We start from the raw sequence: 20,834 nt of genomic DNA on the forward strand, positions 1-20,834 counted from the left end.
AAAGCCGGCCAGCGGCCGGCTTTGCATCGCATGCAAGTTGAATCAGCGCTTGAGGCCTTGATCCTCGGCGGCGCCGATGTTGAGGTTCATGCACTGGATCGCGGCGCCCGATGCGCCCTTGCCCAGGTTGTCGAGGCGCGCGACCGTGACGAAGCGCTCCTCGTTGCCGAACACGAACAGGTCGACGCGGTTCGTGTCGTTGTTCGCCTGCACGTCGAAGAAGCCGCTGTCGAGGTTCGCCTCCGCGTTGAACGGCGCGACGCGCACGAACGGCTCGTCCGCGTAGTACTCGGCGAACACGCGCTGCACGTCCTGCGGCGTTGCGCGCTTCGCGAGCTGTTCGGGCGAGAAGTAGGTCGTCACGGCCAGGCCCTTCAGGAACGGCCCGACGATCGGCGTGAAGATCGGCGCGTGCGCGAGGCCCGTGTGCGCGGCCATTTCCGGCAGGTGCTTGTGCGCCAGCGCGAGCGCGTACGGACGCGGGCTCGCGAGCTTGCCGCCCGGCGCCGCGTTTTCGTATTCGGCGATCATCGACTTGCCGCCGCCGCTGTAGCCGGTGATCGAGTAGCTGTGCGCGGCGAAGGTCGGCGCGACGATGCCGGCATCCACGAGCGGACGCATCGCGAGCACGAAGGCCGACGCGTGGCAGCCCGGCACGGCGATGCGTTTCGACGTGCGAATCTTCTCGCGCTGCGCGCGGGTCAGTTCCGGCAGGCCGTATGCCCAGTCGGCGCTCGTGCGGAACGCGGTGCTCGCGTCGATCAGCGTCGTGTCCGGGTTCTCGACCAGCGATGCCGATTCGCGCGATGCGACGTCCGGCAGGCACAGGAACGTGACGTCCGACGCATTGATCAGGCGGCGGCGCTCGTCGACGTCCTTGCGCTTCGCTTCATCGATGCGCAGGATCTCGATGTCGCTGCGCGCCGACAGGTATTCGAAGATCTTGAGGCCGGTCGTACCTTCCTGGCCGTCGACAAAAACTTTGGTGCTCATTTCGCTCTCACTGAATGAAACGGGAGCCGCGGCGCCCTGAAACCGCCATTTTAAGACGTCATCCGGCGGGCCTGCACCGCACGGGGCGAAAAAAAGACGGCCCGCGGGCCGTCTTGTGTCCCTGTCACGCGCCTGCGCCGCGTTGCCGTGTCACCGGCGGCGCGAGCGCTCGCGCGTGCCGCCGCGTTCAGCGGCCGCCGGCCAGCCAGCGGGCGGTCGCTTCGGCGACGCGCCGCCCGAACGCCTTCGCGGTCTCGAGGTCGCCGGGCAGCGGGCCCTCGTCGGGCGTCGCGTCCGCCGGCGACTGCGCGAGCAGGCCCGTGAAGCCGCCGACGTAGTTGATGTCGTTGCGGGTGGCCGCCTTCGAGTTGGCCGGCATCATGCCCGTGCCGACCCACACCATCCCATGTTGCATCGCCAGCGTGACGAAATACTGAATCGTCGAGAACTTGTCGCCGTTCATCGTCGCGGAGTTCGTGAAGCCCGCGGCGATCTTGTCCTTCCATTTCTGCGTGAACCACGGTTTCGACGTGGCATCGGCGAACTGCTTGAACTGCGCGGACGGGCCGCCCATGTAGGTCGGCGCGCCGAAGACGATCGCGTCCGCCGCGTCGAGCGCGGCCCAGCCCGCGTCGTCGAGCTCGCCGACGGCGATCAGGCGTGCGGTGGCGCCGGCGTCCTGCGCGCCTGCATGGACGGCGTCGGCCAGTTTCTGCGTGTGACCGTAGCCGCTGTGATAGACGATGACGATGTTCGACATGAAGCGTTCTCCGGAAGGGGACGAAACGGCGGGCACCGCGGCCAGCCGCGTCACGCGCCGCGGTCGGGCGGCGCGACGGATGCGCGGCGGGATGCCGCGACCGGTGCCGCCGAGTCTAGCAAGCCGAAATGACGGGAGAAAAGCGCGCGGGCGGCGCACAGAAATTCGCAGGCGCGGACAATCGCGACCGGCGACCGGCGACCGGCGACCGGCGACCGGCGACCGGCGACCGGCGACCGGCGACCGGAAACTGGAGATCGGCGACCGGCAACCGGAGACACACGGCACACGCCTCACGGCGGACACGCGAGCGCTTACTGCCCGTACGTGACCGTGAGCTGTGCGGTGCCGATCGTCAGCGTGCCGATTTCGTGCTCGAACATCGGGGCGGGGCGTCCTTGCCCGATGCGCAGGTCCGTGCCCTTCAGCGCGTAGACGGTGATCACGTAGCGGTGCGGCTTGCCGGGCGGCGGGCACGGGCCGCCGTAGCCGTCGATCCCGAAGTCGTTGCGCGCCTCGCTCGCACCGATGCGACGCAGGAAGCCCGACGCGCTCGCGTCGGCCGGCAGGCTCGTGACGCTCGCCGGGATGCCGGCGACGGCCCAGTGCCACCAGCCGTGCCCCGGTGCATCGGGATCGAAGATCGTGATCGCGTAGCCGCGCGTGCCGGGCGGCGGGTTGCGCCACCTGAGCTGCGGCGAACGGTTGTCGCCCTTGCAGTCGCCGCGGTCGAACACGTTCGCGGCGCCGACGCGCCCGCCGGGCGTCAGCTCGTCGCTCGACACGGTGAACGGGCCTTCCGCGCGCGCGGGCAGGGTGGTGAACGCAGCGCACGCGGCGGCGGCGCAGAGCAGGACGGCGATGAACGGAGACGAACGACCCGGGGACGCAGGCGAAGTGATCCGGCGATCCACACGCATATGGCGCTTCTCCCGTCACGTGGGCCGGGCCGATGCTCCCGGCATTGTTGGCGTTGTGCGTTGCCCGCGCAGCTGATGGCGACGATGGATCAAGTCTAGCATTAGGGTTCGATGAGCGATGCATGCCGTGGCCCGCGATTCGGGCCGGCCGCGATGCCGATCGACGGACGAAAAAAAACCGCTCGCGGCCAGGCGAGCGGTTTTTTCAGCCAGGGTGCCGGCTGCGTGCCGGCTCGGCGTTACTCCTTCGGGGCCGTCGCGCCGCCGTGCGCGGCCGACCACTCGGCCGGCGCATGCAGGAACTTCTCGACTTCGTCGAGCGTCTTGGTCTCGAAGTAGCCCGACGCCTTCGCGACGCGCAGCACGTCCCACCAGGTCGCCAGCGCGTGCAGGTCGACATCGATGTCCTTCAGGACCGACACGCTTTCCTTGAAGATGTTGTAGTGGAACAGCACGAAGCAGTGGTTCACCGTCGCGCCCGCGGTGCGCAGCGCGTTGACGAAGTTGATCTTGCTGCGGCTGTCGGTCGTCAGGTCTTCCACCAGCAGCACGCGCGAGCCTTCTTCCAGATGACCCTCGATCTGCGCGTTGCGGCCGAAGCCCTTCGGTTTCTTGCGCACGTACTGCATCGGCACCATCATGCGGTCCGCGAGCCATGCCGCGAACGGGATGCCGGCCGTCTCGCCGCCCGCCACCGAGTCGATCTGCTCGAAGCCGACGTCGCGCATGATCGTCGTTTCCGCCATTTCCATCAGCGCACGACGCACGCGCGGATACGAGATCAGCTTGCGGCAGTCGATGTAGACGGGGCTTGCCCAGCCGGACGTGAAGATGAACGGTTTTTCGGCGTTGAAGTGCACCGCCTGCACTTCGAGCAGGATTTTGGCGGTCGTATCCGAGATCGACTGACGATCGTAGCCTGTCATGGGCATTCCTTGGGTGATGAGCGAAGAGCGGGCGCGGGCCCGGTGGCGCAGCAAGGGGAACCTGCCCGAGGGGCCGGGGTGCGATCGACGGACCCATCGGGCCAACAATCGCATCGCTGCGCGCGTAGCCCGCTATTTTACCCGATTCAGGCCGGTTTTCGGCGGAATTCGCGCAGGTTCGGCGCGCGGCTCGCCACCGGTGAAACAAACGGGGCACGACCAGCCCGATGCTGATGGCAAGGATGCCGCGCTGCACCAACAGGCGGCATTTAGGGGGTGTACACTAGGCGACCCTTAGAAATCGTTCAGTACTTTGTACTTTCCTCTTGCCACCCGCCAAGGTTCGATGGCGTGCCGACCCGGCGCGTCGCGTGCCGTCTCGCAGTCGACCACCCCCTCGATTCAAGCAGACGCGGCCCAAGGTGCTGTGTACTGAACCGTCAAAAATTTCGCATGTCTCTCGCAGGTCAATCATGGACGAACAACTGAAGCAGGCCGCTCTCGCTTATCACCTGAACCCGAAACCCGGCAAGATTTCGGTCACCCCGACCAAGCCGCTGTCGAACCAGCTCGATCTGTCGCTCGCGTATTCGCCGGGCGTCGCCGCGGCGTGCGAGGCGATCCACGCCGATCCGCTCGACGCGCAGAAGTACACGTCGCGCGGCAACCTCGTCGGCGTCATCACGAACGGCACGGCCGTGCTGGGCCTCGGCAACATCGGCCCGCTGGCCGCGAAGCCGGTGATGGAAGGCAAGGGCTGCCTGTTCAAGAAGTTCGCGGGCATCGACGTGTTCGACATCGAACTGTCCGAGTCCGACCCCGACAAGCTCGTCGAGGCGATCGCGATGCTCGAGCCGACGCTCGGCGGCATCAACCTCGAGGACATCAAGGCGCCGGAATGCTTCTACATCGAGCAGAAGCTGCGCGAGCGCATGAAGATCCCCGTCTTCCACGACGACCAGCACGGCACCGCGATCATCGCGTCGGCCGCGATCCTGAACGGCCTGAAGGTCGTCGGCAAGAAGCTGTCCGAAGTGAAGCTCGTGTGTTCCGGCGCGGGCGCGGCAGCGATCGCTTGTCTGGACCTGCTGGTGAACCTGGGTCTCACGAAGTCGAACATCCTCGTCGCCGATTCGAAGGGCGTGATCTACGAAGGGCGCGGCAACCTCGACCCGTCGAAGCAGCGCTATGCGGCGACCACCGACGCGCGCACGCTCGCCGACGCGATCGTCGGCGCGGACGTGTTCCTCGGCTGCTCGAGCGCGGGCGTGCTGAAGCAGGACATGGTCAAGACGATGGGCGAGCGCCCGCTGATCCTGGCGCTCGCGAACCCGGAGCCGGAAATCCGCCCGGAAGACGCGAAGGCCGTGCGCCCGGACGCGATCGTCGCGACCGGCCGTTCGGACTACCCGAACCAGGTCAACAACGTGCTGTGCTTCCCGTTCATCTTCCGCGGCGCGCTCGACGTCGGCGCGACGACGATCACGGAAGAAATGAAGCTCGCGTGCGTGCGCGCGATCGCCGAGCTGGCCCAGGAAACCGACCAGAGCGAGGAAGTCGCGAAGGCGTATGAAGGCCACTCGCTCGAGTTCGGGCCGGACTACCTGATTCCGAAGCCGTTCGATCCGCGCCTGATCATCAAGATCGCGCCGGCCGTCGCGCAAGCCGCGATGGATTCGGGCGTCGCCACGCGTCCGATCCAGGACATGGACGCATACCGCGAGCAACTCGGCGCGACCGTCTACCGCACCGGCATGGTGATGCGCCCGGTGTTCGCGACCGCGAAGACGAAGCAGGCGCGCATCGTGTTCGCCGAGGGCGAGGACGAGCGCGTGCTGCGCGCCGCGCAGTTCGTGCTGCAGGAAAAGATCGCGAAGCCGATCATCGTCGGCCGTCCGTCGGTCGTCGAGATGCGCCTCGCGAAGATCGGCTCGAAGCTGAAGGCGGGCGTCGATTTCGAGATCGTGAATCCGGAAGACGATACGCGCTACCACCGCTACTGGCAGGCATACCACGAGATCGGCGCGCGTGACGGCGTCACGCCGGAAGTCGCGAAGGCCGCGCTGCGCAAGTTCAACACGCTGATCGGCGCGATGCTCGTGCACCTGGGCGACGCGGACGGCATGATCTGCGGGATGATCGACACGTACCACACGCACCTGAAGTTCATCGAGCAGGTGCTGGGCCGTGCGCAGGGCGCCGAGCACTACGCGGCGATGAACCTGCTGATGCTGCCGGGCCGCAACCTGTTCCTGTGCGACACGTACGTGAACGAAGTGCCGAGCGCGGAACAGCTCGCCGACATGACGATCCAGGCGGCCGCCGAGATCGAGCGTTTCGGCATCGCGCCGAAGGCCGCGCTGCTGTCGAACTCGAACTTCGGCAGCGCGCCGTCGGCATCGTCGCGCCGCATGGCCGAGGCCCGCAAGCTGATCAGCGAGCGTGCGCCGACCCTCGAAGTCGACGGCGAAATGCACGGTGACGCGGCGCTGTCGGAAGCGGTCCGCAAGGCCGCGTTCCCGGGTACGACGCTGTCGGGCGAAGCGAACCTGCTGATCATGCCGAACGTCGAAGCGGCGAACATCGCGTACAACCTGCTGAAGATGGTCGGCGGCGAAGGCGTGACGGTCGGCCCGTTCCTGCTCGGCGCCGCGAAGCCGGTCCACATCCTGACGCCGGCCGCGACCGTGCGCCGGATCATCAACATGACGGCAGTGGCCGCCGCGAACGCGAACACGAAGTAAGTTCGCGCCCGCGTGCGCCGCGCGTCATGCGCGGCGCAATGAAAAACGCCACGGAACCTGCGTTCCGTGGCGTTTTTTTATGCACTGCCGTGGGCGGGGCTACGCGGCCGCGGGCGTCCCGGCCGCGAACGCCCGCCGCGCGCCGTCACGCGACCTGCTGATGCGACTGGCCGCCCGTCGGCGAACGCCACTTCGCGAGCAGCGTGTCCCACTTCTGGCGTACCGCGCGCAGGTTGTTCTCCTTCACGTGGCCGTAGCCGCGAATGCCGTCCGGCAGCGCCGCGAGCTCGAGCGCGAGCGGGCGGTTGGCCGCGTTCAGCTTGCCCAGCACTTCGCCGATCAGCGCTTCGTACTCGCTGATCAGCGCGCGCTCGGTGCGGCGCTCCGCGGTGCGGCCGAACGGGTCGAGCCCCGTGCCGCGCAGGAACTTCGCCTTCGCGAGCAGCCGGAACGCCGACAGCATCCACGGGCCGTACGCCTTCTTCACGAGATGGCCGTGTGCGTCCGTTTTCGCGAACAGCGGCGGCGCGAGGTGGAACTTCAGTTTCCAGTCGCCTTCGAACTGCGACGACAGGCGCGCGAGGAACGCGGGATCGGACTGCAGCCGCGCGACCTCGTACTCGTCCTTGTACGCCATCAGCTTGAACAGGTTGCGCGCGACCGCTTCGGTCAACGGCTCCTGCACGGCGTCGCCGTCCGCCAGCGCGCGTTCGGCCGCCCGCACCGTGTCGACGAAGGCCGCATAGCGCGATGCGTACGCGGCGTTCTGGTACGCGGTGAGGAACTCCACGCGCTTCGCGATCAGTGCGTCGACCGCCTTCTTCGTGTGCAGCGCGATCACCGTGGCGCCCTGCGCGTGGCGTGCATCGCCGGCCGCAGCCTGCTTCACGCTCGCGAGATCGTGCGCGGCGCGGCGGCCCCAGTCGAACGCCGCGCGGTTCTTCTCGACCGACACCGCGTTCAGCTCGATCGCGCGTTCGAGCGACGCGAGCGTGAGCGGCAGCCAGCCCTTCTGCCACGCGTAGCCGAGCACGAACGGGTTCGTGTAGATCGCGTCGCCGAGCAGCGCGACCGCGAAGCGGTTCGCGTCGATGAAGTCGACGGCTTCACCGGCTGCCGCGCGGATGTCGTTCTCTGCGGACAGGCCAGGGAACGCCCAGTTCGGGTTCTTGATGAACTCGGCGGTCGGCGTCTGCGCGCTGTTGACGACCACGCGCGTCGCGTCGTGCCGCATCCGCGACGTGCATTCGTCGCCGGCCGTGACGATCGCGTCGCAGCCGATCACGAGGTCGGCTTCGCCCATCGCGATCCGCGTCGCGTGGATGTCGGTCGGCGCGTGCGAGATCTGCACGTGGCTCATCACGGCGCCGCCCTTCTGCGCGAGGCCGGTCACGTCGAGCACGGTCACGCCCTTGTTCTCCAGGTGCGCGGCCATCCCGAGCAGCGCGCCGATCGTGACCACGCCCGTGCCGCCGACGCCCGTGACGAGCACGCCGTACGCACGGTCGATCGCCGGCAGCGTCGGCTCCGGAATCGGCGGCAGCGCGCCGCCGTCGACCGACACGGCCTTCGGCTTCTTCAGCTGGCCGCCTTCGACCGTGACGAAGCTCGGGCAGAAGCCCTTCACGCACGAGAAGTCCTTGTTGCAGCTCGACTGGTTGATCTGGCGCTTCGTGCCGAATTCCGTTTCGAGCGGTTCGACCGACAGGCAGTTCGACTGCACCGAGCAGTCGCCGCAGCCTTCGCACACCGCGTCGTTGATCACGACGCGCTTCGCCGGATCCGGATACGTGCCGCGCTTGCGGCGGCGGCGCTTCTCGGTCGCGCAGGTCTGGTCGTAGATCAGGATCGTCGTGCCCTCGATCTCGCGCAGCTCGCGCTGCACGTCGTCGAGCTGGTCGCGGTGATGAATCGTCACGCCCGGTGCGAGCAGGGCTTTCTGGCTGTCGTACTTCTCCGGCTCGTCGGTGACGATCACGATCTTCTTCGCGCCCTCGGACGCGAGCTGGTGCGTGATCTGCGGCACCGTCAGCACGCCGTCGACCGGCTGGCCGCCCGTCATCGCCACGGCATCGTTGTAGAGGATCTTGTAGGTGATGTTCGCCTTCGACGAGATCGCCGCGCGCACCGCCAGCAGGCCCGAGTGGAAATAGGTGCCGTCGCCGAGGTTCGCGAACACGTGCTTCTCGTCGGTGAACGGTGCCTGGCCGATCCACGGCACGCCTTCGCCGCCCATCTGGCTGAAGGTGCTCGTGCTGCGGTCCATCCACACCGTCATGTAATGGCAGCCGATCCCGGCGATCGCGCGCGAGCCCTCCGGAACGTTGGTCGACGTGTTGTGCGGGCAGCCCGAGCAGAACCACGGCTTGCGCTCGGTCTGCACGTGCGGCTTCGCGAGCGCCATTTCCTTCGCGTTGATCACCGCGAGCCGCGCGGCGATGCGCGCGCGCACGTCGGACGGCAGCTCGAACTTCTCGAGGCGCGTCGCGATCGCCTTCGCGATGATCGCGGGCGACAGTTCGTAGTGCGCGGGCAGCAGCCAGTTGCCCATCGGCACCGACCATTCGCCGCCGGCGCCGTCCTTCTCGTCGAACTTGCCGAACACGCGCGGGCGCTGCGCATCGGGCCAGTTGTACAGCTCTTCCTTGATCGCGTATTCGAGGATCTGGCGCTTTTCCTCGACGACGAGGATTTCGTCGAGGCCGCGCGCGAACGCCTGCGCGCCCTGCGCTTCGAGCGGCCACACGCAGCCGACCTTGTACAGGCGGATGCCGATCCGCGCACAGGTTTCGTCGTCGAGGCCGAGGTCGGTCAGCGCCTGGCGCACGTCGAGGTACGCCTTGCCGCCCGTCATGATCCCGAAGCGCGCATTCGGCGAGTCGATCTCGATCCGGTCGAGCTTGTTCGCGCGCACATAGGCGAGCGCCGCGTACCACTTGTAGTCGAGCAGCCGTGCTTCCTGCACGAGCGGCGGGTCCGGCCAGCGAATGTTCAGGCCGCCTTCCGGCAGGATGAAGTCGGTCGGCAGCACGATCTCGGTGCGATGCGGGTCGATGTCGACCGACGCCGACGATTCGACCACGTCCGTCACGCACTTCAGCGCGACCCACAGGCCCGAGTAGCGGCTCATCGCCCAGCCGTGCAGGCCGAAGTCGAGATATTCCTGCACGTTGGACGGGAACAGCACCGGCAGCCCGCAGGCCTTGAAGATGTGTTCGGACTGGTGCGCGAGCGTCGACGATTTCGCCGCGTGGTCGTCGCCGGCGAGCACGAGCACGCCGCCGTGCTTCGACGAGCCGGCCGAGTTCGCGTGCTTGAAGACGTCGCCGGTGCGGTCGACGCCCGGCCCCTTGCCGTACCACATGCCGAACACGCCGTCGTGCTTCGCGCCGGGGTACAGGTTGACCTGCTGCGAGCCCCACACGGCGGTGGCGGCGAGATCTTCGTTGAGGCCGGGCTGAAAGACGATCTGGTGGGCCGCCAGGTGCTGCTTGGCTTTCCAGAGCGACAGATCGAGGCCGCCGAGCGGCGAGCCGCGGTAGCCGGAAATGAAGCCGGCCGTATTGAGGCCGGCGGCGCGGTCGCGCTCCTGCTGCAGCATCGGCAGGCGCACGAGCGCCTGGATGCCGCTCATGTACGCGCGGCCGCGTTCGAGCGTGTATTTGTCGTCAAGCGTGACGGACTTCAGCGCGGCTTCGAGCGATGCGCGTTGGCCTGCGTCTAGCGGGGCATTCATTAACAGTCTCCTCCACCCAGTTTGGGATCACCAAAGCTTCGATTGCGTCGACGTCTTGTGAACGTGTCGGCAGTGGCCGGCATATTGGCCGGTTTTAAGTGATGGTAGCACTGGGATAAACCCGCCGACCACCGGCCGGCGTGCCGCGGCACGCCGACTAAATGGCGCGACTATGCGTTACATCATGTAAAGGCATGTAAAGGCGCGCCCATCATCGGACAAATGCCGTTAATCTTGTCGGCCTGCCGGAGGTGCCCGGTCGCGTCGGCTCGTTTCGACGCAACCGGGGAGGCGCCGGCAGTTTTACAGGAGGTGCAATGAACACACGTCATATCCAGAGTTTCCTGATCGTGTCCGCCGCGTTCTTCGCGATGACCGGCCCGGTGCACGCGCGCGGCGCGAGCGCACTGGCGGCAGCCGGCGCGCAGATGCGTCAGATCGCGCCGGCGCAGGATGCCGACGCACAGCCGGCGGCCGCGCGTGCGGTCGTGTCGCAGGCGAACGTGCGTTGATCCGTTCGCGCGGCCGCCGGGCCGCGCCGGAATGACGAAAGGGCGGGAATCGCAGGATTCCCGCCCTTTTTCCTTGTGCCGCCGATGTTCGCGCGGACGCCCGGGCCCGCCGGGCGCCGCGCGGCCTTCTGCGTCAGGCCTTGTCCTGGACCACGCCGCGGCGGATCTGGTCGAGCTCGATCGATTCGAACAGCGCCTTGAAGTTGCCTTCGCCGAAGCCCTGGTTGCCCTTGCGCTGGATGATCTCGAAGAAGATCGGGCCGATCTGGTTCTCGGTGAAGATCTGCAGCAGCAGGTCGTCGCGGGCGCCGTCGATCAGGATCTTGCGCTTCTTCAGCTCGTCCAGCGATTCGCCGTGGTTCGGCACGCGGCGGTCGACCAGCTCGTAATACGTGTCGATCGTGTCGAGCAGCTTCACTTCCTTGCTGCGCAGGCCGTCCACCGCGCCGTAGATGTCGTTCGTGCCGAGCGCGATGTGCTGGATGCCTTCGCCGTGATAGGCGTCGAGGTATTCCTGGATCTGGCCGGCCGTGTCCGAGCCTTCCTCGTTGATCGGAATCCGGATCTTGCCGCACGGCGACGTCATCGCCTTCGACTTCACGCCCGTCACCTTGCCTTCGATGTCGAAATAGCGCACTTCGCGGAAGTTGAACAGCCGCTCGTAGAACTCGGCCCATTCCTGCATGCGGCCGCGATGCACGTTGTGCGTCAGGTGGTCGATGTAGGTGAGGCCGTGGCCGACCGGGTTCGGGTTCGCGCCGGCGATCGGTTCGAAGTCGACGTCATAGATGCTGATGTCGCCGATCGCGCCCGGTTGCGCGCCGTTCTTGCCGCGCCAGCGGTCGACGAAATAGATCAGCGAATCGCCGATGCCCTTGATCGCCGGGATGTTCAGCTCCATCGGGCCCGTCTTGTTGTCGAAGCCCCACGCGCCGAGTTCGAGCGCGTGCTGGTAAGCCTTCGCGGCGTCCTGCACGCGAAATGCGATCGCGCAGATCGACGGGCCGTGCAGGCGCGCGAAGCGCTGCGCGAACGAATCGGGCTCGGCGTTGATGATGAAGTTGATGTCGCCCTGGCGGTAGACCGTCACGTCCTTGTGACGATGGCGGGCGATCGCGGTGAAACCCATCCGCTCGAACAGTTGTCCGAGCGCTTTCGGATCCGGCGCGGTGTATTCGATGAATTCGAAGCCGTCGGTGCCGACGGGGTTGTCCCAGTTGGGGATCTGCATGTCGTGTCTCCTGTGCGGGGCGATCGGCCGGCGCGACGTGCGCGTGTGCGGCCCGGTTCGATGTCGAACGCGGCGCACGTGTCGGCGTGCGCAACGAATCGGTACGTGCGACAAAGTGTAGCGGGCAGGCGCGAGCGAAAACTTGCGAACTTAATCGTCCGTGCCTACGATGGCGCAATTTCCAGTCTGAAAATAATCAACGGAGGGCAGAAAATGGCGCAAGCCGAATTGGATGCCATCGACCGGCGGATTCTGGCGATTCTTCAGGAGAACGGCCGCCTGTCGAACCAGGAGATCGCCGAGCGCGTGAACCTGTCGCCGAGCCCGTGCCTGCGGCGGATCCGGCGGCTCGAGGAGATCGGCGTGATCACCGGCTACGTCGCGCTGCTCGATCCCCAGAAGCTCGGGCTCGACCTGCTGGCGTACGTGAGCGTACGGCTCGAGAAGCGTGGTGGCCTGGCGCCGGTCCGTGCCGACGAGACGTCGGCGCGCGCGGGTGCGACCCACGCGGAACTGTTCCGCGCGGCCGTGCAGACCTGGCCGGAGGTGGTCGCGTGTCATGCGATGACGGGCGACATGGATTACCTGCTTCGCGTGCAGGTCGAGGACATGGCGCACTTCTCCCGCTTCGTGCAGGAGCACTTGCTGCACCATCCGTCGGTGATCGACGTGAAGACGAGCTTCTCGCTCGAGTGCTTCAAGGAGACGACGGCGTTGCCGATCCGGTCGGTGCGCTAGCGTGCGGCGCGGGGAAGGCGAGAAGGAAGGGAAGGCCGGGCGCCCCGCAGGGCAGCCCGGTCGGCCGATGTTATGCCGTCAGCGCGGCAGGCATCAGCGATTCGATGAACTTCGACGTGCGGTGTGCCTGGCGCTTGAGCGCGTAGTCGAACACCGCGGCCTGTTCCTGCAGCATCTCGGCGAGGATCGTCGCGTGGTCGGCCGGCGGCAGCGACAGGTACGCATCGGCTTCGCCGTACGCGTATTCGATCCGCATCCCGGATTTCTTCGCGATGTGCATCATCGTCGCATTGCGCGACAGGCAATGCATGTACAGCATCGTCACGCGGGTGTTCCGGCTGCGGATCGCCGCGCGCTCGAACAGCTTCGAGCCGACGCCACGTCCGCGGGCGCTTTCGAGCACCGACACGCCGAATTCGGCCGTGCGCTTGTCGCCTTCCGCGGGCAGATACGCCAGGTGGCCGACGCCGATCAGTTCGAGCCCATGGTCGAACACGCCGAACACCGTGTCGCGACCGAAGTCGATCGTACGGACATAGTTCTCGATCACGTGGTCGGGCACCATCTGGCCGAAGCGCAGCAGGCGGTCCTCTTCGTTGAGCGAGAGAAAGTGGGTGAGCATTCGCTCACGGTCTTTGGAAGCCAGTTCCCTGACGAGAACCGGCGCAGTACCGGCGTGGCCGACAGCATCGGCACGGCGGTCGAGTTGCGTGTTCATCGTGGGTTCCTCAGTCTGTAGCCGCACAAGCAGCTTGTGCAATGCAACAGCATTTTACCCGAGCGGGTTGGGGAAAACCCGTATTTGACGTTATTTGTGCCGAGGGCGAATTCTAAATCCGCTTAGTTCATTTGCTATCTATTTGATTTATAAGCGATTTAAAATTCATCACATGAAATGCGCGGCGGCCTGTCGCAGTGTACCCGCCGCGCAACGCATGCTGCTGCGCGGCAATCACGCGCCAGACGACAGCCCGTGCTCCATCAGGTCGATCACCTGCTCGGCGAAGTCGCGGTAGCCGAGGCGGCCGCCCGGCTTGAGCCATGTGAACGTCCAGTTGATCATCCCGAACACCATCATCGTGACCGACGTCTGGTTTTCCTTCGAGATCCGGTCCGGATAGGCGCGCGCGAGCTGGCGCGCGAATGCCGCGACGATGTCGCGCTGGCGGTCGAGCACGATTTCGCGCTGGGCGTCCTCGAGATACTTCACGTCGTTGAGCAGCGCGACATGGCGGCTGTGCGACGTCTCGTACTCGGCGAGGAACGCGCGCACCAGCTCGGCGAACGCGTCGCGTTCGCTGAGGCCGCGCCGCTGGCTCGCACCTTCAACCTCGGCGATGATCAGCATCAACCGCTTCGTGTAACGGTCGAGCAGGTCGAACAGGATCGCTTCCTTGCTCTCGTAATAGTGATAGAGACGTGCCTTCGACGTGCCGCTCGCGGTCGCGAGATCGGACATCGACGTGCTCGGGTAGCTCGTCTGCGCGAATTTCTCGGCGGCGAGATCGAGGATCTGCTCGCGCTGGGATTCGTGGTCGGGCGCTCGGGTACGGGCCATGGTCGAATGCGAAAGAGTAGCGTTAGCGAGGCGCGGCGGGCGCGCGCACCTGCGTGGAAGAAAGGGCGGCCGGCGCGTCGTCCTGCAGCTCGAGCCGGCCGGCTGCCGCGAGTTCGCGGCAGCGCCACCAGGCGATCGAGTCGCTGACGAACAGCCCGCCGCGGTCGGCGCCGGCCATGATGCCGCCGACGACGCGTCGAGCGGGCAGCCAGCCGGTTTCCGCGTGCGCGACGATCAGCGCGTCGAGGTCCGCGTATTGGCCGCTCTTGATGGTGTTGCTGACCCAGTAGCGCAACTCGGCATTCAGGTGCTTCGCCTCCTGCCATTCGAGTGCGAGGCGGCCGATGCGCAGCACCGAGATCGGTGCGGCCAGCGGCCGTTTGCGCGCGAGCGCCGCCGGCGAGAACATCCCGGTCGAACAGGCCTGGTCGGTGCGGGTCAGCGCCGCACGCTGCGGCGCGTCGAGGTCCGCGGCCGACAGCCGCACCTCGTTCAGGCGCTGCGGCACGTTGCGCAGGTGATAGGCGACGCGGCGCAGCAGCAGTTTGTCGCCGACGCTCGGCGCGTGCCAGACGACCACCTGGCCCGTCTCGGTCGCGAGCTGGTCGAGGCGGGCGAATTCGCCTTCGATTTCCGCGTTCCAGTCGGGAATCGCGTCGCCGAGCACGCGCTGCCAGAAGGCGGCGCGCGTGTCGGGCGTCTCGTCGGCGCCCTTCAGCGGACCGACCGCGAGATCGTCGAGCAATCCGACGACGCGCTCGTCGCGTCCGGCTTGCGCGAGGGCCTCGCGCAGCGACGCGGCAGCGGTGCCGCCCTGAATCACGTGAATGGTACTCATCGGTCTGTCGTCAACAAAAGAAAACCGCCGGCCGGGCGGACGTGAAGACGTCCAGCCGGCCGGCGGCCCCTAGTGTAAGCGAGATGTGTGACGACGAGAAACCGGCGCGGCGCGCCGGCGCGACGCCGCTCAACGCTCGTCGAAGCTCACGACGACCTTGTCGCTGATCGGGTGGCATTGGCACGTGAGCACGAAGCCGTCCTTCACTTCGTGTTCCTCGAGCGTGTAGTTCTTCTCCATCCGGACCTCGCCTTCGACCACCTTCGCCCGGCACGTGCAGCACACGCCGCCCTTGCACGCGTACGGCAGCGCGAGGCCCGCGCGCAGGCCGACGTCGAGCAGGCTCACGCCTTCGTACGGCAGGCGCAGCTTGCGTTTCTTGCCGTCGAGCACGATTTCGAGGTCGGCAGCCGGCGTCTGGTCGGTGATCTCGACGACGGGCGCGCCCGCCTGCGGCAGCGGCGTGCCGAAGCGTTCGACGTGCACTTTCGCCTGCGGCACGCCGGCTGCCTTCAGCGCGGCTTCGGCCGCGTCCATCATCGGCGCCGGGCCGCAGATGAACGCTTCGTCGATTGCGTCGGCTGGCGTCAGCGTCGCGAGGAATTCCGCGCATTTCGCCTGGTCGAGCACACCGTTGAACAGCTCGACGTCCTGCTGGTCGTCCGACAGCACGTGGTACAGGACGAAGCGGCTCATGTAGCGGTTCTTCAGGTCCTCGAGTTCCTCCGCGAACATGATCGCGTCGACGCTGCGGTTGCCGTAGATCAGCGTGAACGTGCTGCGCGGTTCGAGTTCGAGCGTCGTCTTCACGATCGCGAGCACCGGCGTGATGCCCGACCCGCCGGAGAACGCGACGTACTGCTTGCCGTGGTCCGCGTTCAGATGCGTGAAGAAGCGGCCGTCCGGTGTCATCACGTCGATCGTGTGACCCGGCTGCAGCGTGTCGAACGCGAAATTCGAGAAACGGCCGCCGCGCACGCGCTTGATGCCGATGCGCAGTTCGCCGTCGCGGTCGTAGTCGGTCGTGCCGACGCAGATCGAGTACGACCGGCGCGTTTCCTCGCCGTCGATGTGGGTCTTCAGCGTGACGAACTGGCCCTGCGTGAAGCGGTACGCGTCGCGCAGCTCGGGCGGCACGTCGAAGGAGACGGTAACGGCGTCGGCGGTCTCGGGCCGCACGTCGCGGATACGCAGCGGGTGAAATTGCGGGGTTGACGACCCCCGCCGGGCCGCCCCAACGGGGGCGTCGGCCCCCTCGGGGGGCAGCGAATGAAGAGAGCGTGGGGGCTGTTTCATTTCAGTAAGGTTTGAAGTAGTCGAAGGGTTCGCGGCAGTCGACGCAGCGATACAGCGCCTTGCAGGCCGTGGACGCGAATTGCGCGAGGCGCTCTGTGTTGGCTGAGCCGCAGCGCGGGCACACGGGCGCCGCGACGGGGCGCGGCACGAAACGCACGACGTTTTCCCGCGGCGCGGCGCTGCCGCACTGGCCGACGGGCGGCGCGATGCCGTACGCGCGCAGCTTGTCGCGCGCTTCCTGCGTGATCCAGTCGGTCGTCCACGCGGGGGCGAGCACCGTCTCGATCCGGTGCGGCGGCAGGTCGGCGGCCTGCATTGCCGCGGCGATGTCCTCGGCGATCTGCGACATCGCCGGGCAGCCGGAGTAGGTCGGCGTGATCACGACTTCGAGCTGGCCGTCGTCCGCGCGACGGACGTCGCGCAGGATGCCGAGCTCGCGGATCGACACGACCGGAATCTCGGGATCGGGCACGGCTTCGAGCACGTCCCACGCGCGCGCGAGCAACGGATCGTTGCGGTGCGCGGCGGGCGTCGGGTCGGCTGGGGCGGCGGTCTGGACGGACATCGTCGGGCTCCGTTGGGGCGGCGGGTTACCAGGTCGCGCCAGGGTGCTGGCGCGCGAGGCTCTGCATTTCCGCGAGCAGGTAGCCCATGTGCTCCGAGTGCTCGCCCTGCTTGCCGGTGCTCACGTGCTGCACGGGCGCCGGCAGGGTGAGCGTCGCTTCCGCGAGCGCTTCGTGCACGTCCGCGCGCCATGCGGCTTCGAGCGCGGCCGGTGCCGGCCCGATGCCCGATGCGCAGACCGCGTCGTCGATCGCGTCGGCCGCGAAGCATTCGCGCGTGTACGGAATCAGGTAGTCCAGCGCGGCCTGAGCGCGGCGATGCGATTCGTCGGTGCCGTCGCCGAGGCGCACCAGCCATTCGCGCGCGTGCTGCACGTGATAGCGGGTCTCCTTCACCGATTTTGCGGCGATCGCGGCCAGTTGGGCGTCCGTCGACGTTTCGAGCGCGGTCCACACGTGCAGCATCAGCGTCGCGTAGAGGAAGTTGCGCACGATCGTCACCGCGTAATCCTTGTCGGCGTGCGCGGTGCCGGCGATCGGGCCGTAGTGCGGCAGCTCGGCGAGCGTGAAGTTCGCGAACTCGCGCTCCGTGCGGAAGTACGCGTAATCGTCTTCCGTCTTCGTCGCGCCGTTCAGCTGGCGCTCGAGTTCGGCTGCGTGCGTATACAGCATGCGGGCCTGGCCGATGAGGTCGAGGCTCATGTTGGTGAGCGCGATGTCTTCCTCGAGGATCGGGCCGTGGCCGCACCACTCGGCGTTGCGCTGACCGAGGATCAGCGCGTTGTCCGCGAGGCGCAGCACGTAGGAGAGGTGTTCGGGCGTGATCGTCATGGCGCGGGCGTTACATGTGGTTGACTTCGTCGGGCAGCGTGTAGAACGTCGGGTGACGGTAGATCTTGTCGCCCGCCGGTTCGAACAGCTCGGCCTTCTCGGCCGGATCCGACGCGGTGATCGCCGACGACGGCACCACCCAGATGCTCACGCCTTCCTGGCGGCGCGTGTAGACGTCGCGCGCCATGCGCAGCGCCATCGACGCGTCGGCCGCGTGCAGGCTGCCGCAATGCTTGTGGTCGAGGCCCTGCTTGCTGCGCACGAACACTTCCCAGATCGGCCATTCCTTGTTCATCACTCTCTCCTGAATCCTGTATTCGATGGTTGCCGCTCAGGCGGCGTGCTGTTCGGCGCGGGCGCGGCGCTTCGCCTCGTGCGCGAGCGCGGCTTCGCGCACCCATGCGCCGTCGTCGTGCGCTTTCACGCGGGTCGCGAGGCGTTCCTTGTTGCACGGGCCGTCGCCGTTGACGACGCGCCAGAATTCGTCCCAGTCGATCGCGCCGTAGTCGTGGTGGCCGCGTGCCTCGTTCCATTTCAGGTCGGGGTCGGGCAGCGTCACGCCGAGCACCTTCGCCTGGTCGACCGTCGCGTCGACGAACTTCTGCCGCAGGTCGTCGTTCGTGATCCGCTTGATGCCCCATTTTGCGGACTGGTTGCTGTGGACCGAATCGGCGTCGCTCGGGCCGAACATCATCAGCACCGGCCACCACCAGCGGTTCACCGCCTGCTGGACCATCGCACGCTGCGCGTCGGTGCCCTTCATCATCGACAGCAGCGCATCGAAGCCTTGGCGCTGGTGGAACGACTCTTCCTTGCAGACGCGGATCATCGCGCGCGCGTACGGGCCATACGTGCAGCGGCACAGCGGGATCTGGTTCATGATCGCGGCGCCGTCGACGAGCCAGCCGATCACGCCGACGTCGGCCCAGGTCGGCGTCGGGTAGTTGAAGATGCTCGAGTATTTCGCCTTGCCGGCGTGCAGCGCGTCGATCAGCGAATCGCGCGAGACGCCGAGCGTTTCCGCCGCGCTATATAGATAGAGGCCGTGACCGGCTTCGTCCTGGACCTTCGCGAGCAGGATCGCCTTGCGCTTCAGGCTCGGCGCGCGCGAGATCCAGTTGCCTTCCGGCAGCATGCCGACGACTTCCGAGTGCGCGTGCTGCGAAATCTGGCGCACCAGCGTCTTGCGATAGGCGTCGGGCATCCAGTCCTGCGGTTCGATCTTGCCGTCCGCGGCCATGACCGCGTCGAACCGCGCCTGCTCGGGCGACTCGGCTGCGGCGTCGAGCGATGCGACGTTGCCGGGGATGTCGAGGGATTGCGTGTACATGGCGGAGGATCTCGTCCGGTTGAATGTGTGCGAAGTATAAACCAACCGACCGGTCGGTTAATAAATTTCTCGCGGATTTGCGGGGAGATTCGGGTAAACGTGGGGCGTCGGGGCGCGATCGCCAGGGCAGGAAGACGGTCCGGCGCGTGAGACGGGCCGCTTCTGCGGCACAATGCCCGCTTTCCGATAAGGATTTCGCCGATGTCATTTCGAAGCAGTTTCGTCGCGACCGTACTGGGCGCGTCCGTGTTCCTGTCGCCGCTTGCCGCCTCGGCCGCACCGGCCGGGTGGGTCGCCGCGTGGGCGACCGCATTGCAGCCGATTCCCGACCTGGCTGCGCCGCCGCCGCTCTATCGCGCGCCCGACGTGGGCGGACGGACCGTCCGTCAGATCGTCTACCCGACGGTATCGGGGCATGCCGCGCGGATTCGCGTGAGCAATGCGTACGGTCGCGCGCCGCTGGTGATCGAGGGCGCCGGTCTTGCGCGCGCGGGTGACGGCGCGGCGCTTGCCGACGGGGCGAGTGCTGCCGTGCGCTTCGGCGGCAAGGCGTCGGTGACGCTCGCGCCGGGCCAGGAACTCGAAAGCGACGCGGTGGCGATCGACGTGATGGCCGGGCAGCCGTATGCGATCAGTCTGCGGATGGGCGCGAACCAGCGGATGACCGTGTGGCACCGCGTGTCGAACCAGCTCAATTTCGTATCGGCGCCGGGTGATCACGTGAACGATCCGGGCGGCGGTGCCTTCCGTGCGCGCTTTACCCAGTATGCGTGGGTGACCGAACTGGCCGTCGAGGCCGGGGCCGCGCGGGCGAGCGTCGCCGCGATCGGCGACTCGATCACCGACGGGCTGCGCTCGAGCCTGAACCGCAACCGTCGCTGGCCCGACGCGCTGGCGCGCCGGCTGTCCGCGGCAGGTTCGGATTCGCTTGGCGTCGTGAATCTCGGGATCAGCGGCAATCGTCTGCTGAGCGATTCGGCGTGCTACGGCACGTCGCTGGCGTCGCGGTTCGAGCGCGATGCGCTGTCGCGCGCGGGGGTGAAGGCGGCGATCGTGCTGATCGGTATCAACGACATCAACTTTGCGGCGATGCCGCCGCGCGCGGGGCTGGATTGCGACAACCCGCATACGCAGGTCACGGCGGCATCGTTGATCGACGGCTATCGCCGGTTGATCGAGGCTGCACACCGCCAGGGGGTGAAGATCTTCGGTGCGACGCTCACGCCCGCGGCGTTGCCGGCCGGGCGCGAGGCGATCCGGCTCGAGGTGAACCGGTGGATCCGAAGCGGCGGCGGGTTCGATGGTGTGGTCGACTTCGACGCGGTACTGCGCGATCCGGCGCGCCCGAGTGTGCTGCAGCGCCGCTACGACAGCGGCGACGGCATTCACCCGAGCGACGCCGGTTACACGGCGATGGCCGACGCGGTGCCGGTGGAGCAGCTGCAGGCCGTGGCTGGCGGCAAGTAAACTCGCCATATATATAGAACGACGGATTGCCGGCCGCTTCAAGGTCGCCGGAGGCACGTAGTTCATCGAACCCCAAGCCCCCGTGCGCGGCAGCGCACGGGGGCTTTTCAAAATATTTTCACAAAGGGGTTGCGCAGACGAGGGCACGTGCTTAGAATCACGCCTCTTTCGCGCTAACGGAAACGCAGCGCGGGAGAAGAAGGGAAGCGGTGCTGTCGGGCTGGTCGTAGCGGCCTCGGCGGTGCAGGAAGTTGAACCCCAGCCGTCGCAACGAAGTAGTTAAAAAGTTGTTGACGAACTGAAAAAAGCGGTTCATAATTTCGCTTCTCTGCTGCTGAAAACGCAGCGCTGCTGAGAAAGCCTCCGGGTCCTCGCAGAAATGCTCTTTAAA

At 66.9% G+C, this 20,834-nt stretch carries 19 protein-coding genes; 4 read left to right on the top strand and 15 right to left on the bottom strand.

Going from position 1 to position 20,834, the window contains the following annotated elements; genetic code table 11:
• Positions 1 to 42 precede the first annotated feature (42 nt).
• From argC to DIE17_RS07755, 4 genes are all read right to left on the bottom strand, one after another.
• The gene (gene argC / locus DIE17_RS07735) at positions 43 to 993 is read right to left on the bottom strand and encodes an N-acetyl-gamma-glutamyl-phosphate reductase (RefSeq protein WP_124489232.1); all 951 of its coding nucleotides are present in this window, start codon (positions 991 to 993) and stop codon (positions 43 to 45) included.
• 187 nt (positions 994 to 1,180) lie between these two features.
• Positions 1,181 to 1,753 (bottom strand): flavodoxin family protein, encoded by a 573-nt coding sequence (locus DIE17_RS07740; RefSeq protein WP_044846329.1) that lies wholly within the window; start codon positions 1,751 to 1,753, stop codon positions 1,181 to 1,183.
• Positions 1,754 to 2,067: 314 nt separating this feature from the next.
• Entirely contained in the window at positions 2,068 to 2,673 is a 606-nt protein-coding gene (locus tag DIE17_RS07750) for a YbhB/YbcL family Raf kinase inhibitor-like protein (protein WP_044846328.1), read from the bottom strand.
• 239 nt (positions 2,674 to 2,912) lie between these two features.
• Positions 2,913 to 3,599, bottom strand: coding sequence for an orotate phosphoribosyltransferase (locus tag DIE17_RS07755; protein WP_006752465.1), 687 nt, complete (start codon positions 3,597 to 3,599; stop codon positions 2,913 to 2,915).
• A 473-nt stretch (positions 3,600 to 4,072) separates the two neighbouring features.
• Between DIE17_RS07755 and DIE17_RS07760 the strand changes: the two genes are divergently transcribed.
• Positions 4,073 to 6,343: an NADP-dependent malic enzyme gene (locus DIE17_RS07760; RefSeq protein ID WP_124489234.1), complete on the top strand. Its 2,271-nt coding sequence runs from the start codon at positions 4,073 to 4,075 to the stop codon at positions 6,341 to 6,343.
• 145 nt (positions 6,344 to 6,488) lie between these two features.
• On the opposite strand, the gene DIE17_RS07765 is transcribed toward DIE17_RS07760, so the two are convergent.
• On the bottom strand, positions 6,489 to 10,079 hold the full coding sequence (locus DIE17_RS07765; protein WP_124520504.1) for an indolepyruvate ferredoxin oxidoreductase family protein: 3,591 nt from the start codon (positions 10,077 to 10,079) through the stop codon (positions 6,489 to 6,491).
• Positions 10,080 to 10,396: 317 nt separating this feature from the next.
• Between DIE17_RS07765 and DIE17_RS07770 the strand changes: the two genes are divergently transcribed.
• The gene (locus DIE17_RS07770; RefSeq protein WP_124489236.1) at positions 10,397 to 10,591 is read left to right on the top strand and encodes a hypothetical protein; all 195 of its coding nucleotides are present in this window, start codon (positions 10,397 to 10,399) and stop codon (positions 10,589 to 10,591) included.
• A gap of 133 nt (positions 10,592 to 10,724) precedes the next feature.
• Here the strand turns inward: DIE17_RS07770 and hppD are convergent, their stop codons facing one another.
• Entirely contained in the window at positions 10,725 to 11,822 is a 1,098-nt protein-coding gene (gene hppD, locus DIE17_RS07775; protein ID WP_124489237.1) for a 4-hydroxyphenylpyruvate dioxygenase, read from the bottom strand.
• 213 nt (positions 11,823 to 12,035) lie between these two features.
• On the opposite strand from hppD, the gene DIE17_RS07780 reads away from it, so the two are divergent.
• The gene (locus DIE17_RS07780; RefSeq protein ID WP_011655746.1) at positions 12,036 to 12,560 is read left to right on the top strand and encodes an Lrp/AsnC family transcriptional regulator; all 525 of its coding nucleotides are present in this window, start codon (positions 12,036 to 12,038) and stop codon (positions 12,558 to 12,560) included.
• A 70-nt stretch (positions 12,561 to 12,630) separates the two neighbouring features.
• On the opposite strand, the gene DIE17_RS07785 is transcribed toward DIE17_RS07780, so the two are convergent.
• From DIE17_RS07785 to paaA, 8 genes are all read right to left on the bottom strand, one after another.
• Positions 12,631 to 13,278 (bottom strand): GNAT family N-acetyltransferase, encoded by a 648-nt coding sequence (locus tag DIE17_RS07785; protein WP_044846322.1) that lies wholly within the window; start codon positions 13,276 to 13,278, stop codon positions 12,631 to 12,633.
• 234 nt (positions 13,279 to 13,512) lie between these two features.
• Complete coding sequence (locus DIE17_RS07790) at positions 13,513 to 14,118, bottom strand: TetR/AcrR family transcriptional regulator (RefSeq protein WP_059682891.1); 606 nt, start codon at positions 14,116 to 14,118, stop codon at positions 13,513 to 13,515.
• A 22-nt stretch (positions 14,119 to 14,140) separates the two neighbouring features.
• On the bottom strand, positions 14,141 to 14,956 hold the full coding sequence (locus tag DIE17_RS07795; protein ID WP_124489238.1) for a DUF1835 domain-containing protein: 816 nt from the start codon (positions 14,954 to 14,956) through the stop codon (positions 14,141 to 14,143).
• A gap of 129 nt (positions 14,957 to 15,085) precedes the next feature.
• Positions 15,086 to 16,222, bottom strand: coding sequence for a 1,2-phenylacetyl-CoA epoxidase subunit PaaE (paaE, locus tag DIE17_RS07800; RefSeq protein WP_044846378.1), 1,137 nt, complete (start codon positions 16,220 to 16,222; stop codon positions 15,086 to 15,088).
• 31 nt (positions 16,223 to 16,253) lie between these two features.
• Positions 16,254 to 16,817 carry a 1,2-phenylacetyl-CoA epoxidase subunit PaaD gene (paaD, locus tag DIE17_RS07805; RefSeq protein WP_124520505.1) on the bottom strand — a complete coding sequence of 188 codons (564 nt, stop codon included), beginning with the start codon at positions 16,815 to 16,817 and terminating at the stop codon, positions 16,254 to 16,256.
• Positions 16,818 to 16,842: 25 nt separating this feature from the next.
• Positions 16,843 to 17,646: a 1,2-phenylacetyl-CoA epoxidase subunit PaaC gene (paaC, locus tag DIE17_RS07810; RefSeq protein WP_124520506.1), complete on the bottom strand. Its 804-nt coding sequence runs from the start codon at positions 17,644 to 17,646 to the stop codon at positions 16,843 to 16,845.
• 10 nt (positions 17,647 to 17,656) lie between these two features.
• Positions 17,657 to 17,941: a 1,2-phenylacetyl-CoA epoxidase subunit PaaB gene (paaB, locus tag DIE17_RS07815; RefSeq protein WP_006752453.1), complete on the bottom strand. Its 285-nt coding sequence runs from the start codon at positions 17,939 to 17,941 to the stop codon at positions 17,657 to 17,659.
• Between the two features lie 36 nt (positions 17,942 to 17,977).
• Positions 17,978 to 18,976, bottom strand: coding sequence for a 1,2-phenylacetyl-CoA epoxidase subunit PaaA (gene paaA, locus DIE17_RS07820; RefSeq protein WP_044846317.1), 999 nt, complete (start codon positions 18,974 to 18,976; stop codon positions 17,978 to 17,980).
• Between the two features lie 201 nt (positions 18,977 to 19,177).
• Between paaA and DIE17_RS07825 the strand changes: the two genes are divergently transcribed.
• Complete coding sequence (locus DIE17_RS07825) at positions 19,178 to 20,443, top strand: SGNH/GDSL hydrolase family protein (RefSeq protein ID WP_124489241.1); 1,266 nt, start codon at positions 19,178 to 19,180, stop codon at positions 20,441 to 20,443.
• A 157-nt stretch (positions 20,444 to 20,600) separates the two neighbouring features.
• On the opposite strand, the gene DIE17_RS37315 is transcribed toward DIE17_RS07825, so the two are convergent.
• Positions 20,601 to 20,834, bottom strand: a 234-nt coding sequence (locus DIE17_RS37315) for a hypothetical protein (RefSeq protein ID WP_185640970.1), incomplete at its 5' end; no start/stop codon positions are given.

This window comes from Burkholderia sp. Bp9099 (assembly GCF_003857805.1).
Taxonomy (GTDB): Bacteria; Pseudomonadota; Gammaproteobacteria; order Burkholderiales; family Burkholderiaceae; genus Burkholderia.